The 20,932-nt window shown below is 66.3% G+C and carries 8 protein-coding genes; 7 read left to right on the top strand and 1 reads right to left on the bottom strand.

What is annotated here, in order from left to right; all coding sequences use genetic code 11:
* Positions 1 to 287: 287 nt before the first annotated feature.
* The 6 genes from Aple_RS08410 (at position 288) to Aple_RS08385 (ending at position 19,573) form a co-directional block, all read left to right on the top strand.
* The gene (locus Aple_RS08410) at positions 288 to 13,463 is read left to right on the top strand and encodes a non-ribosomal peptide synthetase (RefSeq protein ID WP_155343937.1); all 13,176 of its coding nucleotides are present in this window, start codon (positions 288 to 290) and stop codon (positions 13,461 to 13,463) included.
* Entirely contained in the window at positions 13,447 to 13,659 is a 213-nt protein-coding gene (locus Aple_RS08405; protein ID WP_155343936.1) for an MbtH family protein, read from the top strand. Before Aple_RS08410 ends, Aple_RS08405 begins: the two co-directional genes overlap by 17 nt.
* A 56-nt stretch (positions 13,660 to 13,715) precedes the next feature.
* Complete coding sequence (locus Aple_RS08400; RefSeq protein ID WP_155343935.1) at positions 13,716 to 14,915, top strand: cytochrome P450; 1,200 nt, start codon at positions 13,716 to 13,718, stop codon at positions 14,913 to 14,915.
* Positions 14,916 to 14,944: 29 nt separating this feature from the next.
* Positions 14,945 to 16,519, top strand: a complete 1,575-nt coding sequence (locus tag Aple_RS08395; RefSeq protein WP_155343934.1) for an MFS transporter — start codon at positions 14,945 to 14,947, stop codon at positions 16,517 to 16,519.
* Positions 16,520 to 16,546: 27 nt separating this feature from the next.
* Positions 16,547 to 18,124 carry a citramalate synthase gene (gene cimA / locus Aple_RS08390; RefSeq protein ID WP_155343933.1) on the top strand — a complete coding sequence of 526 codons (1,578 nt, stop codon included), beginning with the start codon at positions 16,547 to 16,549 and terminating at the stop codon, positions 18,122 to 18,124.
* An 87-nt stretch (positions 18,125 to 18,211) separates the two neighbouring features.
* Positions 18,212 to 19,573: a M14 family zinc carboxypeptidase gene (locus tag Aple_RS08385; RefSeq protein ID WP_155343932.1), complete on the top strand. Its 1,362-nt coding sequence runs from the start codon at positions 18,212 to 18,214 to the stop codon at positions 19,571 to 19,573.
* Positions 19,574 to 19,784: 211 nt separating this feature from the next.
* Here the strand turns inward: Aple_RS08385 and Aple_RS08380 are convergent, their stop codons facing one another.
* Entirely contained in the window at positions 19,785 to 20,150 is a 366-nt protein-coding gene (locus tag Aple_RS08380) for a VOC family protein (RefSeq protein ID WP_155343931.1), read from the bottom strand.
* Between the two features lie 141 nt (positions 20,151 to 20,291).
* Here Aple_RS08380 and Aple_RS08375 point away from each other — a divergent pair, with 141 nt between their 5' ends.
* A complete protein-coding gene (locus Aple_RS08375) occupies positions 20,292 to 20,852 on the top strand; it encodes a thioredoxin family protein (protein ID WP_155343930.1) in 561 nt (186 codons plus the stop codon).
* The last annotated feature ends 80 nt before the right edge of the window (positions 20,853 to 20,932 follow it).

Below are 20,932 nucleotides of genomic sequence, written 5' to 3'. Positions count from 1 at the left end.
AAACTCTGGCTGCCCGGACCCTTATCGGTCTGTGGCAGCTTTTCTTTCTCCGTTAACCCCGATGTGGTTCCACAATACGCAGTCTTCACGTTGGCCGGGCCAGCAGGCCGGTGAAATTCTCCATATCACGGAGAGTGACTTACCAGAAGCACTGTCCTGCCACGAGGGACGGCCCTGATGCGGCCAATCCGGCGCTTTACCTGCGCTGCTATGTAGCCGCTAGGAGCCGCGTTAGGACCGGCCTCGTAGCCTTATCTCGGTTTCATTGATGAGGAGGGCAAACGGGGATGGCCTTCGAAAAAGGAATCGAGCTTGACGTCGCGTTCCTGGAAGCCGATCGGGGGATCGCGGAAAACTTTGTGAATCCGCCCGCCTCGCGTCGATGCGCAGCGCTGGCGATTATCGCCGCATATCTGCATCGCACGACGACGAGGGCGGAGATCTTCTTCCGGGCGGAGTCCGCGGACGCGAAAAGGTCCTTGCCGTTCAGCGTACGGGTTCGCGGTGAGGAGACCCTGGACGTCCTGGCACAGCGCGTGGCCGACGCGTGGCATGCCACCGACGCCCTTGAGGCATTGGACAGTCAACGCATCTCCATTCATTCCGACGCTGACCTCCGTGATCTGCCCGAATTCGTTCGGCAGTTGACGCGTGGCGCACGGGTAGCCGGGCTTGAGCTGGGTGATCGCCTTGTTTCGCCCTCCGTTGTGGAGGTGTTCGGTGAGTGGGTGCGGGTGTCGCCGGATGCGGTGGCAGTCTGTGGCGACGGGGTGACCTGGACGTACACCGAACTGGACGCACGAGCCGAGGCGCTGGCGACTCGGCTGACCGCCGCCGGGGTGGACGCCGAGACGCCGGTGGCGATGCTGCTGGAACGCTCACCCCAGGTGATCGTCGCCTCCCTCGCGGTGCTGAAGGCCGGCGGCGCGTACGTGCCGTTGCATCCAAGCTTCCCGACCGAACGCATGCGCTGGGTCGCCGAGCACACCAACACCCCCATCCTGCTGACCGACACGGCAATGCGAGAACGAGCCGCAGAGCTGGGTCTCCCATTCCTGGTGGTCGACGATGACCAGCCTGGTGGGGATCGCATCCGTGATGGTCAGGCCAGGGGCGCTCGGGATGCGGACGGCCGGCACGGTCAAACCGCGACTGGTCAGATAGACGCGCGGACCGCAGAAAGCCGCGCCATGGCTGGTAGCCGTGGGGATCGGCCGACCGATGGGGATCGTAGCCGCCTCGGCCTGGATGGGTCGGGGAACGGGAGTGCAGGTGGCGAACGGCTCGCGTATGTGATGTTCACCTCCGGATCGACCGGACTGCCCAAAGGCGTGGCCGTGACCCACGCCGACGTGATCGCGCTGGCCACCGATCGTGCCTGGCACACCACCGCACACGCCCGCGTGCTCATGCACTCCCCGCACGCCTTCGACGCCTCCACCTACGAGATATGGGTCCCCCTGCTCAACGGCGGACGCATCGTCGTGGCACCCCCCGGAATCCTCGAGCCCGCCCGGCTGGCCAAGGTCATCTCCCAGCAGAAAGTCACCGCGGTCTTTCTTACCACCGCCTTGTTCAACCTCCTCGTCGAGGAATGCCCACCCGGGCTGGAAGGTCTTGCCGAGATCTGGACTGGAGGCGAGTTCGTTTCCCCTTCGGCTATGCGCGCAGCCTCCGATGCTTTCCCAGACACACGAATCGTGCACGTCTACGGCCCGACCGAGACCACGACCTTCGCCACCTACACCCCTGTACCCCGTTCCATCCCCGCCGAGGCGGCCACCATCCCCATCGGCCGGCCCATGGACGGCATGCGCGCCTACGTCCTGGACCAGCGATTGCGACTGCTGCCTCCCGGCGTGCCCGGCGAACTGTATCTGGCCGGGGCCGGACTGGCACGCGGCTACTATGCCCGCCCCGACCTCACGGCGGAACGGTTCATCGCCGACACGTTCGGCCGTCCCGGCGAGCGGATGTATCGCACCGGCGACCTGGTGCGGAGGACCACCGAGGGCGAACTGGAATTCATCGGCCGCTCCGACGATCAGGTCAAGATCCGCGGATTCCGGATCGAACTCGGCGAAATCGAAGCAGCACTCGACCGGCTGCCACACGTAGCCCAGTCGGTGGTCGTCGCCCGTGAAGACCACACCGGCAAGCAATTGGTCGGCTATGTGGTCCCGGCATCAGGACACCGCCTAGACACTGTCCAACTGCGCGCCGAACTGTCCGCTCATCTGCCCGCCTTCATGATCCCCGCGGCGATGGTGCCGCTGGAGACGTTGCCGCTGACCGGCAACGGCAAGATCGACCGGGCAGCCCTCCCCGCGCCCACCTACGAAACCTCACCCGAGCACGCCGCCAGCCGTACCCCCACCGAAGAAATCCTCGCCGGGCTGTTCGCGGAAGTGCTCCAACTGCCCGCTGTGGGGGTGCATGACAGCTTCTTCGACCTGGGCGGACACTCACTGCTGGCCACACGACTGATCAGCCGGGTGCGCAGCGTATTGCAGTCCGAGTTGTCGGTGCGAGATCTGTTCGAGGCACCAACGGTGGAAGCGTTGGCGGCGCGACTGGATGACGGTCCCGTAAGACCCGCCGTACACAGCCGGGAACATAAGTCCCCGGAGCTGCCGCTGTCGTTCGCGCAGCAGCGGCTCTGGTTCCTCGATCAGGCGCAAGAAGCAAGTGCGGCCTACAACATCCCCCTTGCCGTGGACATCTCCGGCCCGCTGAACGTGACCGCCCTGGAACAAACACTCGGGGACGTGGTCGCCCGGCATGAGCCGCTCCGCACCGTGTTCGATTCTCGCCAGGGACACCCCTACCAGCGAGTGCTGGGACCCGGCCAGGCGCTGGTGCCGTGGCGGGTGATCGAGACAGGTCCCGATGGGTTGGAGTCGGCTCTTGCTGACGCCGCCGCCGCGCCGTTCGCGCTGGGTGCGGATCTGCCGGTGCGGGCCTGGCTGTTCGCGGCTGGTCCGCAACGGTGGACGTTGCTGCTGGTGATCCATCACATCGCCGCCGACGGGTGGTCGCTGGGGCCGCTGGCGCGGGACCTGGCTGATGCTTACACGGCCCGATGCCGAGGAGAGGCACCGACGTGGGAGCCGTTGCCTGTCTCTTTCCGGGACTACGTGCTGTGGCAGCGTGAGCTGCTGCAGGGTGAGTTGCTCGATCAGCAGCTGGCATTCTGGCGGGAGACGCTGCGCGGCGCTCCCGAACAGCTCGACCTGCCCTTCGACCGCCCCCGACCCGCGCACCCGACCGGGCGGGGCGGCACGGTGGAGTTCCAGATCGACCCGCAGACACACACCCGCATCCAAAGCGTGGCGCGTGAGCATGGTGTGAGCGCCTTCATGGTCATCCACGCCGCGCTGGTCAGCCTGCTGCACCGGCTCGGCGCCGGAACCGACATCCCCCTGGGCAGCGTCGTCGCCGGCCGCGTCGATGAAGCACTCGACGACCTCGTCGGCTTCTTCGTCAACACCCTCGTCCTGCGCGTGGACATCTCCGGCAACCCGTCCTTCCGCGAACTCCTCCACCGCGTCCGCGAAACCGACCTCACCGCCTACAGCAACCAAGACCTCCCCTTCGACCGCCTGGTCCAGGAGCTCAACCCGGCCCGCACCCTGGGCGTGCACCCGCTGACCCAGACCATGCTGGTGTTCCACAGCCAAGGGGAGCCCTCGCTCGAACTGCCGGGTCTGAAGACCGAGCTGAGACAGCCCCACGTGGGGGTTTCTCGGTTCGACCTCACCTTCGAGATCACCGAGAACACCGGTCGTCTCGAATACAACGTGGACCTGTTCGAGCGCCGGACCGCTCAGGAGCTGGTCGATCGGCTGCTGCGGGTTCTCCAGTCGGCGATTCGCGATGTGGACACGCCGGTGGGAAATCTCGACGTCCTCTCCGCGGACGAGCGCATGGTGATCCTCGAATCCTGGGGCGGGACCGAATCTGTTGATCAGCAGGGCACGTTCGTCGAGCTTTTCCAGAAGCAGGTGGCTCGCGTTCCCACCGAGACGGCCCTCATCTACGGGGACGAGCGGCTGAGCTACGCCCAACTCGACGCTCGTACGGACCGACTCGCTCGCCACCTCGTCGCCAACGGCATCGGGCCGGAGCAGGTCGTCGCCATGGCGTTGCCCAGATCCGTCGAGATGGTGGTCGCCATTGTCGCGACGCTCAAGGCGGGTGGCGCTTACCTCCCGATCGACCTGGCCTATCCTTCCGAGCGCATCGCGTACATGCTGACCGATGCCGAACCCGCGCTCGTGCTGACCACGTCGGAAGTGGCCGCAGAGCTGCCTGGCCAGCACCGGATGATCCTTCTCGACAGCCCCATAGCCGATACCCGCTCAAACGAGAACCGATGGGCGCCCCCGCACCCGGCCAACCCCGCCTACGTCATCTACACCTCCGGCTCAACGGGCCGGCCCAAGGGCGTGGTGGTGACCCACGCGGGCATCGCGAACCTGACGCGTTCACAGACCGAGGCGTTCGCCCTCGACTCGGGATGCAGAGTGTTGCAGTTCGCTTCGCCGAGCTTCGACGCGATGTTCTGGGAATTCTGCATGTCCCTGCTGACGGGTGCCACCCTCGTGGTCGCCCGGGCCGAGGAGCTGCTGCCGGGCGAAGCGCTCGCCGGGCTGATCGCCAAGCACGCGGTCACGCACGTCACGCTGCCCCCATCGGCGCTGACCCAGCTCGCGGAGTACGACCTTCCCAGCGTCACGACTCTCGTGGTCGCCGGTGAATCCTGCCCGGCTGAGGTGGTCGCCGCCTGGTCCGCCGGCCGCCAGATGATCAACGCGTACGGTCCGACGGAGACAACGGTATGCGCCACGATGAGCGCGCCGCTGTCTCCGGCGGCTAGCCCGACCATCGGCGGGCCTATCACCGGGATGCGGACATACGTGCTGGATGAGTGGCTTCAGCCTGTACCGCCCGGCGTGCCCGGTGAGCTGTACATCGCCGGTGTGGGCCTGGCTCGTGGCTATTCCGGTCGCCCCGACCTGACCGCGGAGCGGTTCGTCGCCGATGTGTTCGGCGGGCCGGGTGAACGGATGTACCGCACCGGCGACCTGGTGCGATGGACCACCGAAGGCGAACTCGAATTCATCGGCCGCTCCGACGACCAAGTCAAAATCCGCGGGTTCCGGATCGAACTCGGCGAGATCGAAGCAGCGCTGGACCGGCTACCGCGCGTAGGCCAGTCGGTGGTCGTCGCCCGCGAGGACCACGCGGGCAAACAGTTGGTCGGCTACGTGGTCCCGGCGTCAGGGCATCAGGTAGACGGCGTTCAACTTCGGGCCGAACTGGCCGCTCACCTACCCGCGTTCATGGTTCCAGCAGCGGTCGTAGTACTGGAGGCGTTGCCGCTGACTCCGAATGGGAAGATCGACCGCGGTGGTCTTCCCGCCCCGACGTACTCCGACGGCAGTCACGCTCTAGCTCGCACCGTCATGCAGGAGATCCTCGCCGGGCTGTTCGCGGAAGTGCTCCAACTCCCTGCCGTCGGCATGCGCGACAGCTTCTTCGACCTGGGTGGACACTCACTGCTGGCCACACGACTGATCAGCCGGGTGCGCAGCGTATTGCGATCTGAGTTGTCGGTACGAGATCTATTCGAGGCACCTACGGTGGAAGCGCTGGCGGCGCGACTGGATGACGGTCCCGTAAGGCCCGCAGTACGCGCCCGTGAACACACGTCCCCGGAACTGCCACTGTCGTTCGCGCAGCAGCGGCTCTGGTTCCTCGACCAGATGCAGGAAACAGGCGCGGCCTACAACATCCCCCTAGCCGTGGACATCTCCGGCCCGCTGAACGTTACCGCCCTGGAACAAGCACTCGGGGATGTGGTCGCCCGGCATGAGTCGCTCCGCACCGTGTTCCTGGCGCGTGAGGGGCGGCCCTACCAGCGAGTGCTGGAAGTCGATCAAGTGCTCATGCAGGTGATCGACTTAGGCTCCGATGGATTGGAGCCAGCGCTTGCTGACGCCGCCGGCGCGCCGTTCCTGCTGGACGGAGAAGTGCCCGTGCGGGCGTGGCTGTTCGCTACCGGTGCGCAGCGGTGGACGTTGCTGCTGGTGATCCACCACATCGCCGCCGACGGGTGGTCGTTGGGGCCGCTGGCGCGAGACCTGGCTGATGCTTACGCGGCTCGATGCCGAGGAGAGGCACCGACGTGGGAGCCGTTGCCGGTCTCTTTCCGGGACTACGTGCTGTGGCAGCACGATCTGCTCGAAGGCGAGCTGCTGGACAAGCAGTTGGCTTTCTGGCGGGAGACGCTGCGCGGCGCTCCCGAACAGCTCGACCTGCCCTTCGACCGCCCCCGGCCCGCGCACCCGAGCGGACAAGGCGACACGGTCGAGTTCCAGATCGACCCCCAGACGCACACCCGCATCCAAACAGTGGCGCGTGAACATGGCGTAAGTACCTTCATGGTCATCCACGCCGCATTGGTCACCCTGCTCCACCGCCTCGGCGCCGGAACCGACATCCCCCTGGGCAGCGTCGTCGCCGGCCGCGTCGATGAAACACTCGACGACCTCGTCGGCTTCTTCGTCAACACCCTCGTCCTACGCGTAGACATCTCCGGCAACCCGTCCTTCCGCGAACTCCTCCACCGCGTCCGCGAAACCGACCTCGCCGCCTACAGCAACCAGGACCTCCCCTTCGACCGGCTGGTCGAAGAACTCAACCCCGCCCGCGCCCTGGGCATCCACCCGCTGGCGCACGTGATGCTGGCCTACCGAACCGCGTTCGAAGCGGACATGCGGTTGAACGGGCTGGAGACACGCGTGCGGCCGGTCCATTCAGGTACGGCCAAGTTCGACCTCACCTTCGAGGTCATCGAGCACTTCGACGAGGACAAGCGGGCTGACGGCATCCAAGGAAGCCTGGAGTTCAACACCGACCTGTTCACCCAGCACACCGCCACCGCGCTGACACAGAGGCTGCGCCAGATCGTCGAAACAGTCATCGCCGATCCTGACCTGCCGGTCGACGACCTCGACATTCTCACGCCGAGCGAGCAACAGCAGGTCGTGGCGGCAGCGACAGCAGAACCGAACGCCGCAAAGACCGACACCTCGGTGGTGGAGGTGTTCGATGAGTGGGTACGGGCGTCGCCGGATGCGGTGGCGGTCTGCGGCGACGGACTGACCTGGACCTACGCCGAACTGAACGCACGAGCCCAGGCACTGGCGTCTCGGCTGACAGCCACCGGGGTGGATGCGGAGACGCCGGTGGCGATGCTGCTGGAACGCTCACCCCAGGTGATCGTCGCCTCCCTCGCGGTTCTGAAGGCCGGCGGCGCATACGTGCCATTGCATCCAAGCTTCCCGACCGAGCGCATGCGCTGGGTCGCCGAACACACCAACACCCCCATCCTGCTGACCGACACAGCGATGCGAGAACGAGCCGCCGAACTCGGTCTCCCGCTCCTGGTCGTCGACGACGACCAGCCCGGTGAGGATCAGGCCAGGGACACTCGGAATGCGGACGGTCAGACCGCGGCTGGTCAGATAGACGCACGGACCGCGGAAGCTGGCCTCGCAGGTGGTAGCCGGGGAGAGCGGCTCGCGCATGTGATGTTCACCTCAGGATCGACCGGACTGCCCAAGGGCACTCGGGACACGGACGGCCGGGACGGTCAGACCACGGCTGGTCAGATAGACGCGCAGACCGCAGAAAGCCGCGCTACGGCTGGTAGTCATGCGGATCGGCCGACCGATGGGGATCGTGGCCGCCTCGGCCGGTATAGGTCGGGGAACGAGAGCGTAGGTGGCGAACGGCTCGCATACGTGATGTTCACCTCCGGATCGACCGGACAGCCCAAAGGCGTGGCGGTAACCCATGCCGATGTGGTCGCCTTGGCCACCGACCGTGCCTGGCACACCAGCGCACACACCCGTGTGCTCATGCACTCCCCGCACGCCTTCGACGCCTCCACCTACGAGATATGGGTCCCCCTGCTCAACGGCGGACGCATCGTCGTGGCACCCGCCGGGATCCTGGAGCCCGCCCGCCTGGCCCAGGTCATCTCCCAGCAGAACGTCACCGCGGTATTCCTCACCACCGCCCTGTTCAACCACCTGGTCGATGAGCACCCGCCCGGACTGGAAGGCCTAGCCGAAATCTGGACTGGAGGCGAGTTCGTCTCCCCCTCGGCCATGCGCGCGGCCACCGACGCCTTCCCGCACACACAAATCGTGCACGTCTACGGCCCCACCGAGACCACCACCTTCGCCACCTGCATCCCCCTATCCCGGCCCATCCCCGCCGAGGCGGCCACCATCCCCATCGGCCGACCCATGGACGGCATGCGCGCCTACGTCCTAGACCAGCGACTACGGCTGCTACCTCCCGGCGTGCCCGGCGAGCTGTATCTGGCCGGGGCCGGACTGGCACGCGGCTACTACGCCCGCCCCGACCAGACCGCCGAACGCTTCATCGCCGACACCTTCGGCCGACCGGGCGAGCGCATGTATCGCACCGGCGACCTGGTGCGATGGACCACCGACGGCGAACTCGAATTCATCGGCCGCTCCGACGACCAAGTCAAAATCCGCGGATTCCGAATCGAACTCGGAGAAATCGAAGCAGCACTCGACCGCCTCCCCCACGTAGCCCAGTCGGCCGTCGTCGCCCGCGAAGACCACACCGGCAAGCAGTTGGTCGGCTACGTGGTCCCAACGTCAGAGCATCAGGTGGACGGGGGTCAACTACGGGCCGAACTGTCCGCTCACCTACCCGCCTTCATGATCCCCGCAGCGATCATGACGCTGAAGACGTTGCCCCTGACCCCGAATGGGAAGATCGACCGCAGCGCGCTTCCCGCCCCAACGTACTCCGACAGCGATCACACCCTGGCTCGCACCGTCATGCAGGAGATCCTCGCCGGGCTGTTCGCGGAAGTGCTGCAACTGCCCGCTGTGGGGGTGCACGACAACTTCTTCGACCTGGGCGGACACTCACTGCTGGCCACACGACTGATCAGCCGGGTGCGCAGCGTATTGCAGTCCGAGTTGTCGGTACGAGATCTGTTCGAGGCACCAACAGTGGAAGCACTGGCGGCGCGACTGGATGACGGTCCAGTAAGACCAGCCGTACACGCCCGGGAACACAAATCCCCAGAACTGCCGCTGTCATTCGCGCAGCAGCGGCTCTGGTTCCTCGATCAGATGCAGGAAACGGGCGCCGCCTACAACATCCCCCTTGCCGTGGACATCTTCGGCCCGCTGAACGTGACCGCCCTGGAACAAGCACTCGGGGACGTGGTCGCCCGGCATGAGCCGCTCCGCACCGTGTTCGAGTCTCGCCAGGGACACCCCTACCAGCGAGTGCTGGATGTCGAGCAAGTGCGAGTAGCCCTCCAGGTCAGCGATCCTGCTTCCGAGGATTTGCGCCAGAGGCTGATCGAGGCGGCCTCCACGCCGTTTGTGTTGGATCAGGATCTGCCGGTGCGGGCGTGGCTGTTCGCTACCGGTGCGCAGCGGTGGACGTTGCTGTTGGTGATCCACCACATCGCCGCCGACGGGTGGTCGCTGGGGCCGCTGGCGCGAGACCTGGGTGAGGCCTATGCGGCTCGGTGCCGAGGAGAGGCTCCGGAGTGGGAACCGTTGCCGGTCTCTTATGGGGACTACGTGCTATGGCAGCGTGAACTGCTGAAAGGCGCTTTGCTGGATCAGCAGCTGGCTTTCTGGCGGGAGACACTGCGGGGCGCCCCTGAACAGCTCGACCTGCCCTTCGACCGCCCCCGACCCGCGCACCCGACCGGACGGGGCGGCACGGTCGAGTTCCGGATCGACCCCAAGACGCACGCCCGCATCCAGCAACTCGCCCGCCAGCACGACGTGAGCGTCTTCATGGTCATCCACGCCGCGCTGGTCACCCTGCTCCACCGCCTCGGCGCCGGAACCGACATCCCCCTAGGCAGCGTCGTCGCCGGCCGCGTCGATGAAGCACTCGACGACCTCGTCGGCTTCTTCGTCAACACCCTCGTCCTACGCGTAGACATCTCCGGCACCCCCTCTTTCCGCGAGGTCCTCGGTCGAGTTCGGGGAACCGACCTGGCCGCCTACAGCAACCAAGACCTCCCCTTCGACCGCCTGGTCGAAGAACTCAACCCCGCCCGCGCCCTGGGCATCCACCCGCTGGCGCACGTGATGCTGACCTACCGAACCGCGTTCGAAGCAGATATGCGGTTGAACGGGCTAGAGACGCAGGTACGCCCGGTCCATTCAAATACGGCCAAGTTCGACCTCACCTTCGAGGTCGTCGAGCACGTCAACTCCGATCGCCAGGCCGACGGCTTCCAAGGATCCCTGGAGTTCAACACCGACCTGTTCACCCAGCACACCGCCACCGCGCTGACGCAAAGGCTGCGCCAGATCCTCGAATCAGTCATCGCCAACCCCGACCTGCCCATCGCCGACATCGGCATCCTCACGCCCGGCGAACGGCAAGACATCCTCCAAGCGGCGATAGCAGAGCCATCCAACATCCACACCGATCGCTCCGTCGTGGAGGTGTTCGATGAGTGGGTGCGGGCGTCGCCGGATGCGGTGGCAGTCTGCGGCGACGGAGTGACCTGGACCTACACCGAACTGAACGCACGAGCCCAGGCACTGGCGTCTCGGCTGACGGCCGCCGGAGTGGGCGCCGAGACGCCGGTGGCGATGCTGCTGGAACGCTCACCCCAGGTGATCGTCGCCTCCCTCGCGGTTCTGAAGGCCGGCGGCGCATACGTGCCATTGCATCCAAGCTTCCCGACCGAGCGCATGCGCTGGGTCGCCGAACACACCAACACCCCCATCCTGCTGACCGACACGGCAATGCGAGAACGAGCCGCCGAACTCGGTCTCCCGCTCCTGGTCGTCGACGACGACCAGCCCGGTGAGGATCAGGCCAGGGACACTCGGAACGCGGACGGTCGGGACGGTCAGACCGCGGCTGGTCAGATAGACGCACGGACCGCGGAAGCTGGCCTCGCAGGTGGTAGCCGGGGAGAGCGGCTCGCGCATGTGATGTTCACCTCAGGATCGGCCGGACTGCCCAAGGGCACTCGGGACACGGACGGCCGGGACGGTCAGACCACGGCTGGTCAGATAGGCGCGCGGACCGCAGAAAGCGGCACCACGGCTGATAGCCGGGGAGATCGGCCCGCGTATGTGATGTTCACCTCAGGATCGACCGGACAGCCCAAAGGCACTCGGGACGCGGACGGTCGGGACGGTCAGACCGCGGCTGGTCAGATAGGCGCGCGGACCGCAGAAGGCGGCGCCACGGCTGATAGCCGGGGGGATCGGCTCGCGTATGTGATGTTCACTTCCGGATCGACCGGACTGCCCAAAGGTGTGGCCGTGACCCATGCCGACGTGATCGCGTTGGCCACCGATCGTGCCTGGCACGCCAGCGCACACACCTGTGTGCTGATGCACTCCCCGCACGCCTTCGATGCCTCCACCTACGAGATATGGATTCCCCTGCTCAACGGTGGACGCGTCGTCGTGGCACCCCCCGGGATCCTGGAGCCCGCCCGGCTGGCCGACGTCATCTCCCAGCAGAACGTCACCGCGGTATTCCTGACCACCGCCCTGTTCAACCACCTGGTCGACGAGCGCCCGCCCGGACTGGAAGGCCTAGCCGAAATCTGGACTGGAGGCGAGTTCGTCTCCCCCTCGGCCATGCGCGCCGCCACCGACGCCCTTCCAGACACACGAATCGTGCACGTCTACGGCCCGACCGAGACCACGACCTTCGCCACCTACACCCCCGTCCCCCGACCTGTCCCCGCAGAAGCTGCCACCATCCCCATCGGCCGCCCCATGGATGGCATACGCGCCTACGTCCTGGACCAACGGCTCCAACCCCTGCCGCCCGGCGTGCCCGGCGAACTGTATCTGGCCGGGGCCGGACTGGCACGCGGCTACTACGCCCGCCCCGACCAGACCGCCGAACGATTCATCGCCGACGCCTTCGGCCAACCGGGCGAGCGCATGTACCGCACGGGTGATGTGGTGCGGTGGACCGCTGAGGGCGAGCTGGAGTTCGTCGGCCGCTCCGACGACCAAGTCAAGATCCGCGGGTTCCGAATCGAACTCGGCGAAATCGAAGCAGCACTCGACCGGCTGCCACATGTAGCCCAGTCCGTGGTCATCGCCCGCGAAGACCACACCGGCAAGCAACTGGTCGGCTACGTGGTCCCGGCATCAGGACACCACCTCGACATTGTCCAACTACGCACCGAACTGTCCGCTCACCTGCCCGCCTTCATGATCCCCGCAGCGATCGTGACGCTGGAAGCGTTGCCACTGACAGGCAACGGCAAGATCGACCGGGCAGCCCTCCCCGCACCCACCTACCAGACCTCACCCGAGCACGCCGCCAGCCGTACCCCCACCGAAGAAATCCTCGCCGGGCTGTTCGCGGAAGTGCTGCAACTGCCCGCCGTGGGGGTACATGACAGCTTCTTCGATCTGGGCGGACACTCACTGCTGGCCACACGATTGATCAGCCGCGTCCGCGACGTGCTACGTGTGGACCTGACCGTTCGCGACCTGTTCGAAAGTCCCACAGTGGCGGCTCTGGCCGAGACCGTCACGACTGTGGGAAGCGACCGGGATCCCCTCGATGTGCTGCTCCCCCTCCGCACCTCCGGAGAGCTGCCGCCGCTGTTCTGCATTCACCCGGGTATGGGATTCGCCTGGTCGTATGTGAATCTCCTCGGCTCCGTCGAAGGCGGGCGACCACTGTATGCCTTGCAAGCGCGCAGCCTGACCAACCCGAAGTTGTGCCCGCCGAGCGTAGACGCGATGGCCCGCGATTACGTCGCGCAAATTCGGGCGGTGCAACCAACTGGCCCGTACCACCTGCTGGGCTGGTCCTTCGGTGGGCTCGTCGCATACGCCATGGCTACGGAGTTGAGACGGCAGAACGAGGAGATCGCGCTGCTCGCGATCCTCGACTCCTACCCGGGCAGCGAGTACCACATAGACGAAGAACGGGTGCCGGAGCACGAGGCGCTCACGCTGATCCTGGGCGACCTTGGCTGCCCGGTCGCCGCAGAAGACCAGCCGACGATGAACCGCGAGAAATTCATGCGGATCGTCGACGAAAAAGTGGACTCCCTGCGCTTCCTCACTCCCGAGCAGGTCTCGAATCTCATCGACACCTGGATCAACAATATCGAGCTGGTTCGGACGTTCGACCCGGCTCGGCTCGACGGTGACCTGCTCTTCTTCGTGGCCACCGAAGGACGAACCGCCGATTCACCGACACTGGACGGCTGGGCGCCCTATGTACGCGGGGAAATCAAAGAAGTGCAGGTCGCCTGCACGCACGGAGAAATGATGAGCCCTGGCCCGGCAGCCGAGATCGGCCGGGCCGTGTCGCAGGAAATCAACAAGACAAACGAATCCGGAAAGGGGGCCTTCCATGGCGAATCCATTTGACGACGAGACCGCCGAATTCTTGGTTCTTCGCAACAGCGAGGGACAACATTCCCTGTGGCCGATCTTCGTGGACGTGCCGAACGGCTGGGAGGTAGTCAAAGAAAGAGACAGCCGAGCCGCCTGCGTCGACTACATCAATGAGAACTGGACCGACCTGAGGCCACGAACCCTGGTCGGGCGGATGAGCCAGGACTGATACCGGCTCAGCGGCTATGGGTCGTTAACGACAAGAAACCCTGGAGAGGAGAAGTCATGTCGATTGAGCAGACCTTGATGAACTTCCCGCTGCGGCGCGAGGACCCGCTGGATCCCCCCAGCGAGTATGCGCGGCTCCGCGAAAACGAACCGGTCTCCAAGGTACGCCTGCCCGACGGGAGCACCTGCTGGATCGTCACCCGCTTCGACGACGCCCGGACCGTGCTCACCGACAAGCGTTTCAGCGCGGACAGCAGGAAGCCCGGATTCCCCATTCTCATGCCGCACCGGCACCTGATGCAGAAGGTGCGCATGATGAACCGGCTCGACCTGCCGGAGCACACCGCCTACCGGCGGCTGTTCGTCAAGCCGTTCACCTCGCGGTCGATCGAGAACATGCGGCCCGACATCCAGCGGCATGTCGACGCACTTCTTGACGAATTGGTGGAGCAGGCGCCGCCGTTGGACCTGGTCACGAATTTCTCGCTCCCGGTGCCCGCACGGGTCATCTGCGACATGCTGGGCGTGCCGTACGACGACCAGGGTTTCCTGCAGAAGTTCAGCCAGGTGCTTACCAACCGCACCACCCAGGTCGACGAGGTGAAGGGCGCGCTTGACGCGTTGTTCGACTACGTCGACAAGCGCCTGCTCGAGGAAGAGCGCAGCCCGGGCGACGGCCTGCTGGGCAAGCTCGTCGTCAACAACGCGGAAACGAAGGCGCTGACCCACGACGAGCTGGTCGCCACAGTCGTCGTGTTACTCGTGGACGGCTACGAGACCACCTCGAACATGATCACGCTTGGCGTGCTCATGTTGTTCAAATACCCCGACCAGATGGCGGAACTGCAGGCCAACACGAAACTCATCCCCAGCGCGGTCGCCGAGATGCTGCGCTACCTGTCCATTTCCGATATCGGCGTCGCCAGAGTGGCCGACGAGGATGTCGAACTGGGGGGTGCGCTCATCAGGGCGGGAGAAGGCGTGATGACCCTCATCGCGGCGGCCAACCACGATGATTCCGCCTATCCCGAAGCCACGAAGTTCGATGTCACAAGAAACCCCCGCAACCATCTCACCTTCGGCCACGGCATTCATCAGTGCCTTGGACAGCATCTCGTCACGATCGAGCTCGAGGTCGCTTTCGGGACGCTTATCGATCGGCTTCCCAGCCTCCGGCCCGCCGTACCTTTCGACGAGATCGCGTTCAAGCACGATGCCGGTCTCTACGGGGTCTGGGACCTGCCCGTCACCTGGTGAGATTCCCCCCAAGAAAACAGGAGTAATCGGTGTCCGAAAAAAGCCGGAAGTCCGAGGAGACGACCCAGTTAGGCACGGAGACGACGGCACCGCCGAATCCGCAACGGTGGTGGGTGCTGGCCGTTCTGTGCCTGGTGGTCACCGTGGTGGAGGTCGACGCCACCGTCGTCAATGTCGCCCTGCCGTCGATGGCGGCAGATCTCTCGGCTTCCAGCAGTGACCTCGCCTGGATCAGTGACGCGTACATCCTCACCTTCGCCGCCTTCATGCTCATCGGCGGCCGGCTGGGTGACCAGTACGGGCACAAGCGGCTCCTCCAGGCCAGCTTGACGATCTTCGGGGTCGCGTCGCTCCTGTGCGTGCTGGCCACCTCGACGGGGCAGCTTCTCGCCTGGCGAGCGCTCCTCGGCGTGGGCGGGGCCGGGATCCTCCCGGCCTCGCTGGCCCTGGTCACGATCAGCTTCCCCAAGGAGGAACGGCCCAAGGCGTTCGGCATCTGGAGCGCCATGACCGTGCTGGGCCTCCCCCTCGGCCCCGTGCTGGGCGGCTGGCTGCTCAACCACTTCTGGTGGGGGTCGGTCTTCCTGATCAACATCCCGCTGGTCCTGGTGACGATGGTCAGTGCGCAGCTACTGATCAAGACACCCGCGGGCGCCGGCGGGCGAGGGCTGGACGTGCCGGGCGTGCTGCTGTCCGCGCTCGGCACCGGGACCTTGCTCTTCGCCATCATCGAAGGGCCCCGGCTTGGCTGGGCCACGCCGGGCACCATCGGCGCCGCGGTGGCCGGCGTCATCCTGCTGGCCGTGTTCGTGGGCTGGCAGCGCAGGGCGCCCGCGCCCGTCCTGGACCTCGGGCTGCTGCGCGTGCGCACCTTCGTGGTGGGCTCCATGGCGGCGTCGCTCAGCTTCTTCGTCTTCACCGGCATCATGTTCGTGCTCACCCAGTACCTGCAGGGGGTGCTGCGGTACGAACCCCTGAACGCGGGCCTCGGCCTGGTGCCGCTCGCGCTGCTCTTCACCCTGGCCAGCATCATCGCCGGGCCGATGGCAGCCAAGATCGGCAGCCGGGGCGTCATCGCGATCGGGCTGCTGCTGATCGGCGTGGGCATGTTCATCCTGGTCGCCGCGGACACGGACACCACCTACTCGCTCGTCGGCGTGAGCCTGGGCTTCACGGGGCTCGGGGCGGGGCTCACCGTGGGCCAGGCGATCGCCACCAGCCTCAGCCAGGTCCCCCCGGCCCTGGCCGGGGTCGGCAGCGCCGTCGGCAACTCGGCCAGGCAGATCGGCGGCGCGCTGGGCGTGGCCGTCCTGGGCAGCGTGCTGGCCTCCGTATACGCCGGCAACGTGACCGGCTCCTTGCTGTCCGCCTTCCCCGCCGACGTGGTCGGCAAGGCGTCGGAATCGGTGAACTCGCTGACCGAAGCCGCCGCGCTGCTGGATCGGGCTCAGGCCGACAGGTTCCTGGAGCTCGGCCGGGAGGCGTTCGTGAACGGGATGCATACCTCCATGCTCGTCGGTGGCGTGCTGGCCGTACTGAGCGCGGCGGTGGTGTTCACCTCGCTCCCCAAGGGCAACCTCGCCCGGGGAGAAGAACTCGTCTAAGACCGCCGGACACGGTGAGGAGTTCGCATGCCCGACGACCGGTTCCATGTGTACGACACGACGCTCCGCGACGGAGCCCAGCAGGAGGGCCTCAACCTGACGGTGGCCGACAAGCTGGCCATCGCGCGGCACCTGGACGGGCTGGGCGTCGGTTTCATCGAGGGCGGCTGGCCGGGAGCCATCCCCAAGGACACCGAATTCTTCAGAAGGGCTCGAACAGAGCTCGACCTGAAGCATGCGCAGCTCGCAGCGTTCGGCGCGACCCGCCGGGCGGGTGTGCAGGCGGCCGACGACCCGTTGGTGGCCGCGCTGCGCGAATCCGGGGCGCCCGTCGTGACCCTGGTCGCCAAGAGTCACGACCGGCATGTGGAACTGGCCCTCCGCACGACTTTGGCGGAGAACCTCGCGATGATCCGCGACACGGTCTCGCACCTGCGTGCGGAGGGCCAGCGCGTCTTTCTCGACGCCGAGCATTTCTTCGACGGCTACAAGTCCAACCCGGCGTACGCGCTGGAGGTCATCCGAACCGCCGCCGAGGCGGGCGCCTCGGTGATCGCGCTGTGCGACACCAACGGCGGCATGCTCCCCGACGAGCTCGCCGACGTGGTGCACCACGCGGTGTCGCTGGGCGCGCGGATCGGCATCCACTGCCACGACGACACCGGCTGCGCCGTCGCCAACACCCTGGCCGCCGTCCGCGCCGGCACCACCCACGTGCAGGGCTGCGCCAACGGGTACGGCGAGCGCTCCGGCAACGCCAACCTGTTCACCGTGGTCGCCAACCTCCAGCTCAAGCGGGGCTTCGACCTGGTGCCGGAAGAGTCGCTGGCGGAGCTGACCCGGATCGCGCACGCGATCACCGAGGTCACCAACGTCACCCCGGACTCCCACGCGCCGTACGTCGGCATGTCGGCCTTCGCGCACAAGGCCGGCCTGCACGCCTCGGCCATCAAGGTGGATCCCAACCTGTACCAGCACATCGACCCGGCCCAGGTCGGCAACGGCATGCGGATGCTGGTCTCCGACATGGCCGGGCGCGCCTCGGTCGAGCTGAAGGGCCGCGAGCTGGGCTATGACCTCGGCCCCGAGCACGCCAGGACGCTCGTCGACCGCGTCAAGGACCTGGAGGCCAAGGGCTTCACCTTCGAGGCGGCCGACGCCTCCTTCGAGCTGCTGTTGCGCGACACGATCCACGGTGAGAGTCGCCGCCACTTCGAGGTCGAGTCCTGGCGGGTGACCGTCGAGCGAAGCCGCTATGGCGAGGTGGTCAGCGAGGCCACCGTCAAGCTGGAGGCCAAGGGGGAGCGGATCGTCGCCACCGGCGAGGGCAACGGCCCGGTCAACGCCCTGGACAAGGCGGTACGGCTCGGCCTGGAGAAGCTTTATCCGGAGCTTGCGAAGCTGGAGTTGGTGGATTTCAGGGTCCGGATTCTGGAAGGTGAGCACGGCACGGACGCGATCACCCGGGTTCTGATCACGTCCAGAGACGATTCCGGCGAATGGGCTACAGTCGGCGTGGCCGAGAACATTATTGAGGCTTCGTGGTATGCACTGGAACAGGCAGTTTCCTTCGCTCTTGTGCGCGGGTGTTATGAATATCAGTGACATTTCCGGGCGTTCGGCAACGGTGGCTCCAGGAAAAGGAAGGTATTGCGCGGTAGCTGGTGAGCTCCTTGAATAGGGTCTGTGTCTATGATGCCGGAGATCGCCACGATACTTCGCAGGATTCCGCGCGAGGACTATTTCCCAGGGCCCGACGAGGTGGAGAAACGCCTGGCCGCGCTCGTTGCCCGCAACCCAGGGCTGGCGCGCCGCCAACGCGTCGGGTCGTCCCGGCTGGGCGAGCCCATTCATCTGGTCAGCATCGGCTCCGGCCACAGGGACGCGCTCGTGTTCGCCGGGCCGCACCCCAACGAGCCCGTTGGTTTCCTCACGGTGTGCTATTTGGCCGAATTGCTCTGTAACGATGACGAGTTGCGCGACCAACTGGGTTACACCTGGCATTTCATCGGCTGTGTGGACCCGGATGGCGCGCGTCTCAATGAAAGCTGGTTCTCAGGTCCGCTGACACGGCGGAACTACGCGCGCTGGCACTACCGGCCACCGTTCGACGAGCAGGTGGAGTGGACCTTCCCACGCGACTGGCGGGAGTCCCATCCGAGCATGCCCGAGACGAGGGCTCTCGCGGACGTGATCGACACGGTGCGGCCAGCGCTGATGTGCTCGCTGCACAACGCCGAGTTCGGTGGCGTCTACTACTACGTCAGCGAGGAACGGCCCGGCATGGCGGAGGCACTCGCCGACCTGTCCAGCCATACCGGGATCCCCGTGCACACCGGTGATCCGGACATTCCCGGTGCGAAGCGGAGCGGGCCGGGAGTGTTCGTTGTGCCGCCGGCGGACGTCATCGCCCAGGCCGTGGCCGAGGAAGGCGAAGAAGGTGCCGTTATCGGCGCGTCAAGCGTGCACTACGCCAGCCGCCATGGCACCTATTCCCTGATCATCGAGGTCCCGATGTGGTCCGACCCCCGCAGCGGGGAGGATACCGACTGCGGTCAGCGTAGGGCGGAGCTGCTCCGCGGCACGGCGACGATGCTTGGGGACATCTCCCCGCGTGTCGGCGAATTCATCGACCCGGTCCTGGGCGCGCTCTCGGTGCCCGATTCGCCGTTCGTCCGCTCCCTGAACGACCTTCGGCGGACTACGGCCGCGTTGGGCGCCGCGTACCGGAATCAGGCGGAACGGGCCGGTGAGGCAGGGGCTACCGTCGCTGAGCGATTGGCGGCCTGCCAAACCGCCCACACGTTGCGCCTGCGTACCTGCGGCACCGCCTTGCGGCTTGTCGAAGGGGAGCTCGCCGTCGGCAACCACTCGCCCGCCATCCGAACGGCCCGCCGGGCGCTCAACGACGTGTTCGATTCCTGGGCCGACGAAGCCGAAGCCGACGCGAAGGGCACTCCAGTGCCCCTCTCGCGACTGGTCGGCGCCCAGCTCGGCGCCGTGCTCACCGCCGCGTGCCGCACCTCGCCACACCATCCTGAGCGCGATGCTTGATCAGGCGCTGAGGATTGCCTGCCGCCCGCATCCGAGCCGTTACGGCCCGATACACGGCGAATGCGGGGGGCAGAGGGCTGACGACAGGCTTAGAACACCAAACAGAATGCCGCTGCTGCTCGTGGCGCCCGGTGCGGCGAGGACCATCACCAGTGTCAACGGCGCCGGATAGCGGTGAGCACCGGGCAACCTGCTTCTGCGTCAGGTGCTCCTAGTCGACCAGGCAGAACGGGTGGCCGGCCGGGTCGAGGAAGACGACGAAACCATCCTCCTGGCCGGGCTGGTGGTGGTGCTTGACCGCGCCCAAGGCGAGCACCTCGGCCGTGCCCTTCTCCAGGTCGGGGACCCGGATGTCGAGATGGAACTGCTGCGGGTGCTCGGCGTCCGGCCAGACCGGGGGCTTGTAGTCGGGGGCGAGCTGGAAGGCCAGCTTGATCTCTCCATCGTCGCCGCTGATCGTGACCCAGTCGTCGGCTTTGTGCACGACCTTCCAGTCCAGGATCTTGGCGTAGAAGCCGCCCAGCGCGACCGGGTCCGGACAGTCCAGCACGACCTCGCTGAGTGTTCCGATGGCCATGATTTCCTCCTCAATGTGTAACCATCGAAGAGCGTATACCGGTGTCGTTGACGCCCGCCAGTGCTCATCGGTATTGAATTAGGAGGAAGCGGGAAGCACTCTTTCCTGACCTCAGATCCCGTTAAAACAGATAGGGAAAACGTGGCCGTCAACTCGTTCATGGTTCCGCTCGGATCCGCCGCGCCCGATTTCGACCTCCCCACGATCAGCGGCGGCCGCCTCACCCTCAGCAGCCTGAAGGGCTCCCCCGTCCTGGTGGTGTTCCTGTCCAACCACTGCCCCTACGTCCGCCGCATCGAGAACGGCCTCGGGCCGTACGCCGCCGACTACCTCGGCCGCGTGGCCACCGTGGCGATCTCCAGCAACGACGTCGTCAACTACCCCGACGACGACACGGAACACCTGATCGAGCAGGCCAGGCGGGCCGGTTTCGGCTTCCCGTACCTGATCGACGAAACCCAGGACGTGGCCCGCGCCTACCGGGCGGCCTGCACCCCCGACTTCTTCCTGTACGACGCCGACCACCGCCTGGCCTACCGAGGCGAATTCGACAGCGCCCGCCCCCGCAACGACGACCCCGTCACCGGCACCTCCCTCCGCACCGCCACCGACGCCATGCTCACGGGCCGAACTCTGACGGGGGACCAGAACCCCAGCCTCGGCTGCGGCATCAAATGGAAGCCGGGCAACGAGCCCGAGTAGCAGACCCGGCATGCTTTCGGATACGCCCGAAACGGGGGTTCCCCCACCCGCCCTCCCTTTGTTTCACCTCGGGCTCCGCC

Origin of the sequence: Acrocarpospora pleiomorpha, assembly GCF_009687885.1 — a bacterium.
GTDB classification, from domain to species: Bacteria; Actinomycetota; Actinomycetes; order Streptosporangiales; family Streptosporangiaceae; genus Acrocarpospora; species Acrocarpospora pleiomorpha.
Note: the sequence above shows the minus strand (reverse complement) of the source record. Positions and strands in the feature narration are given on the sequence as shown.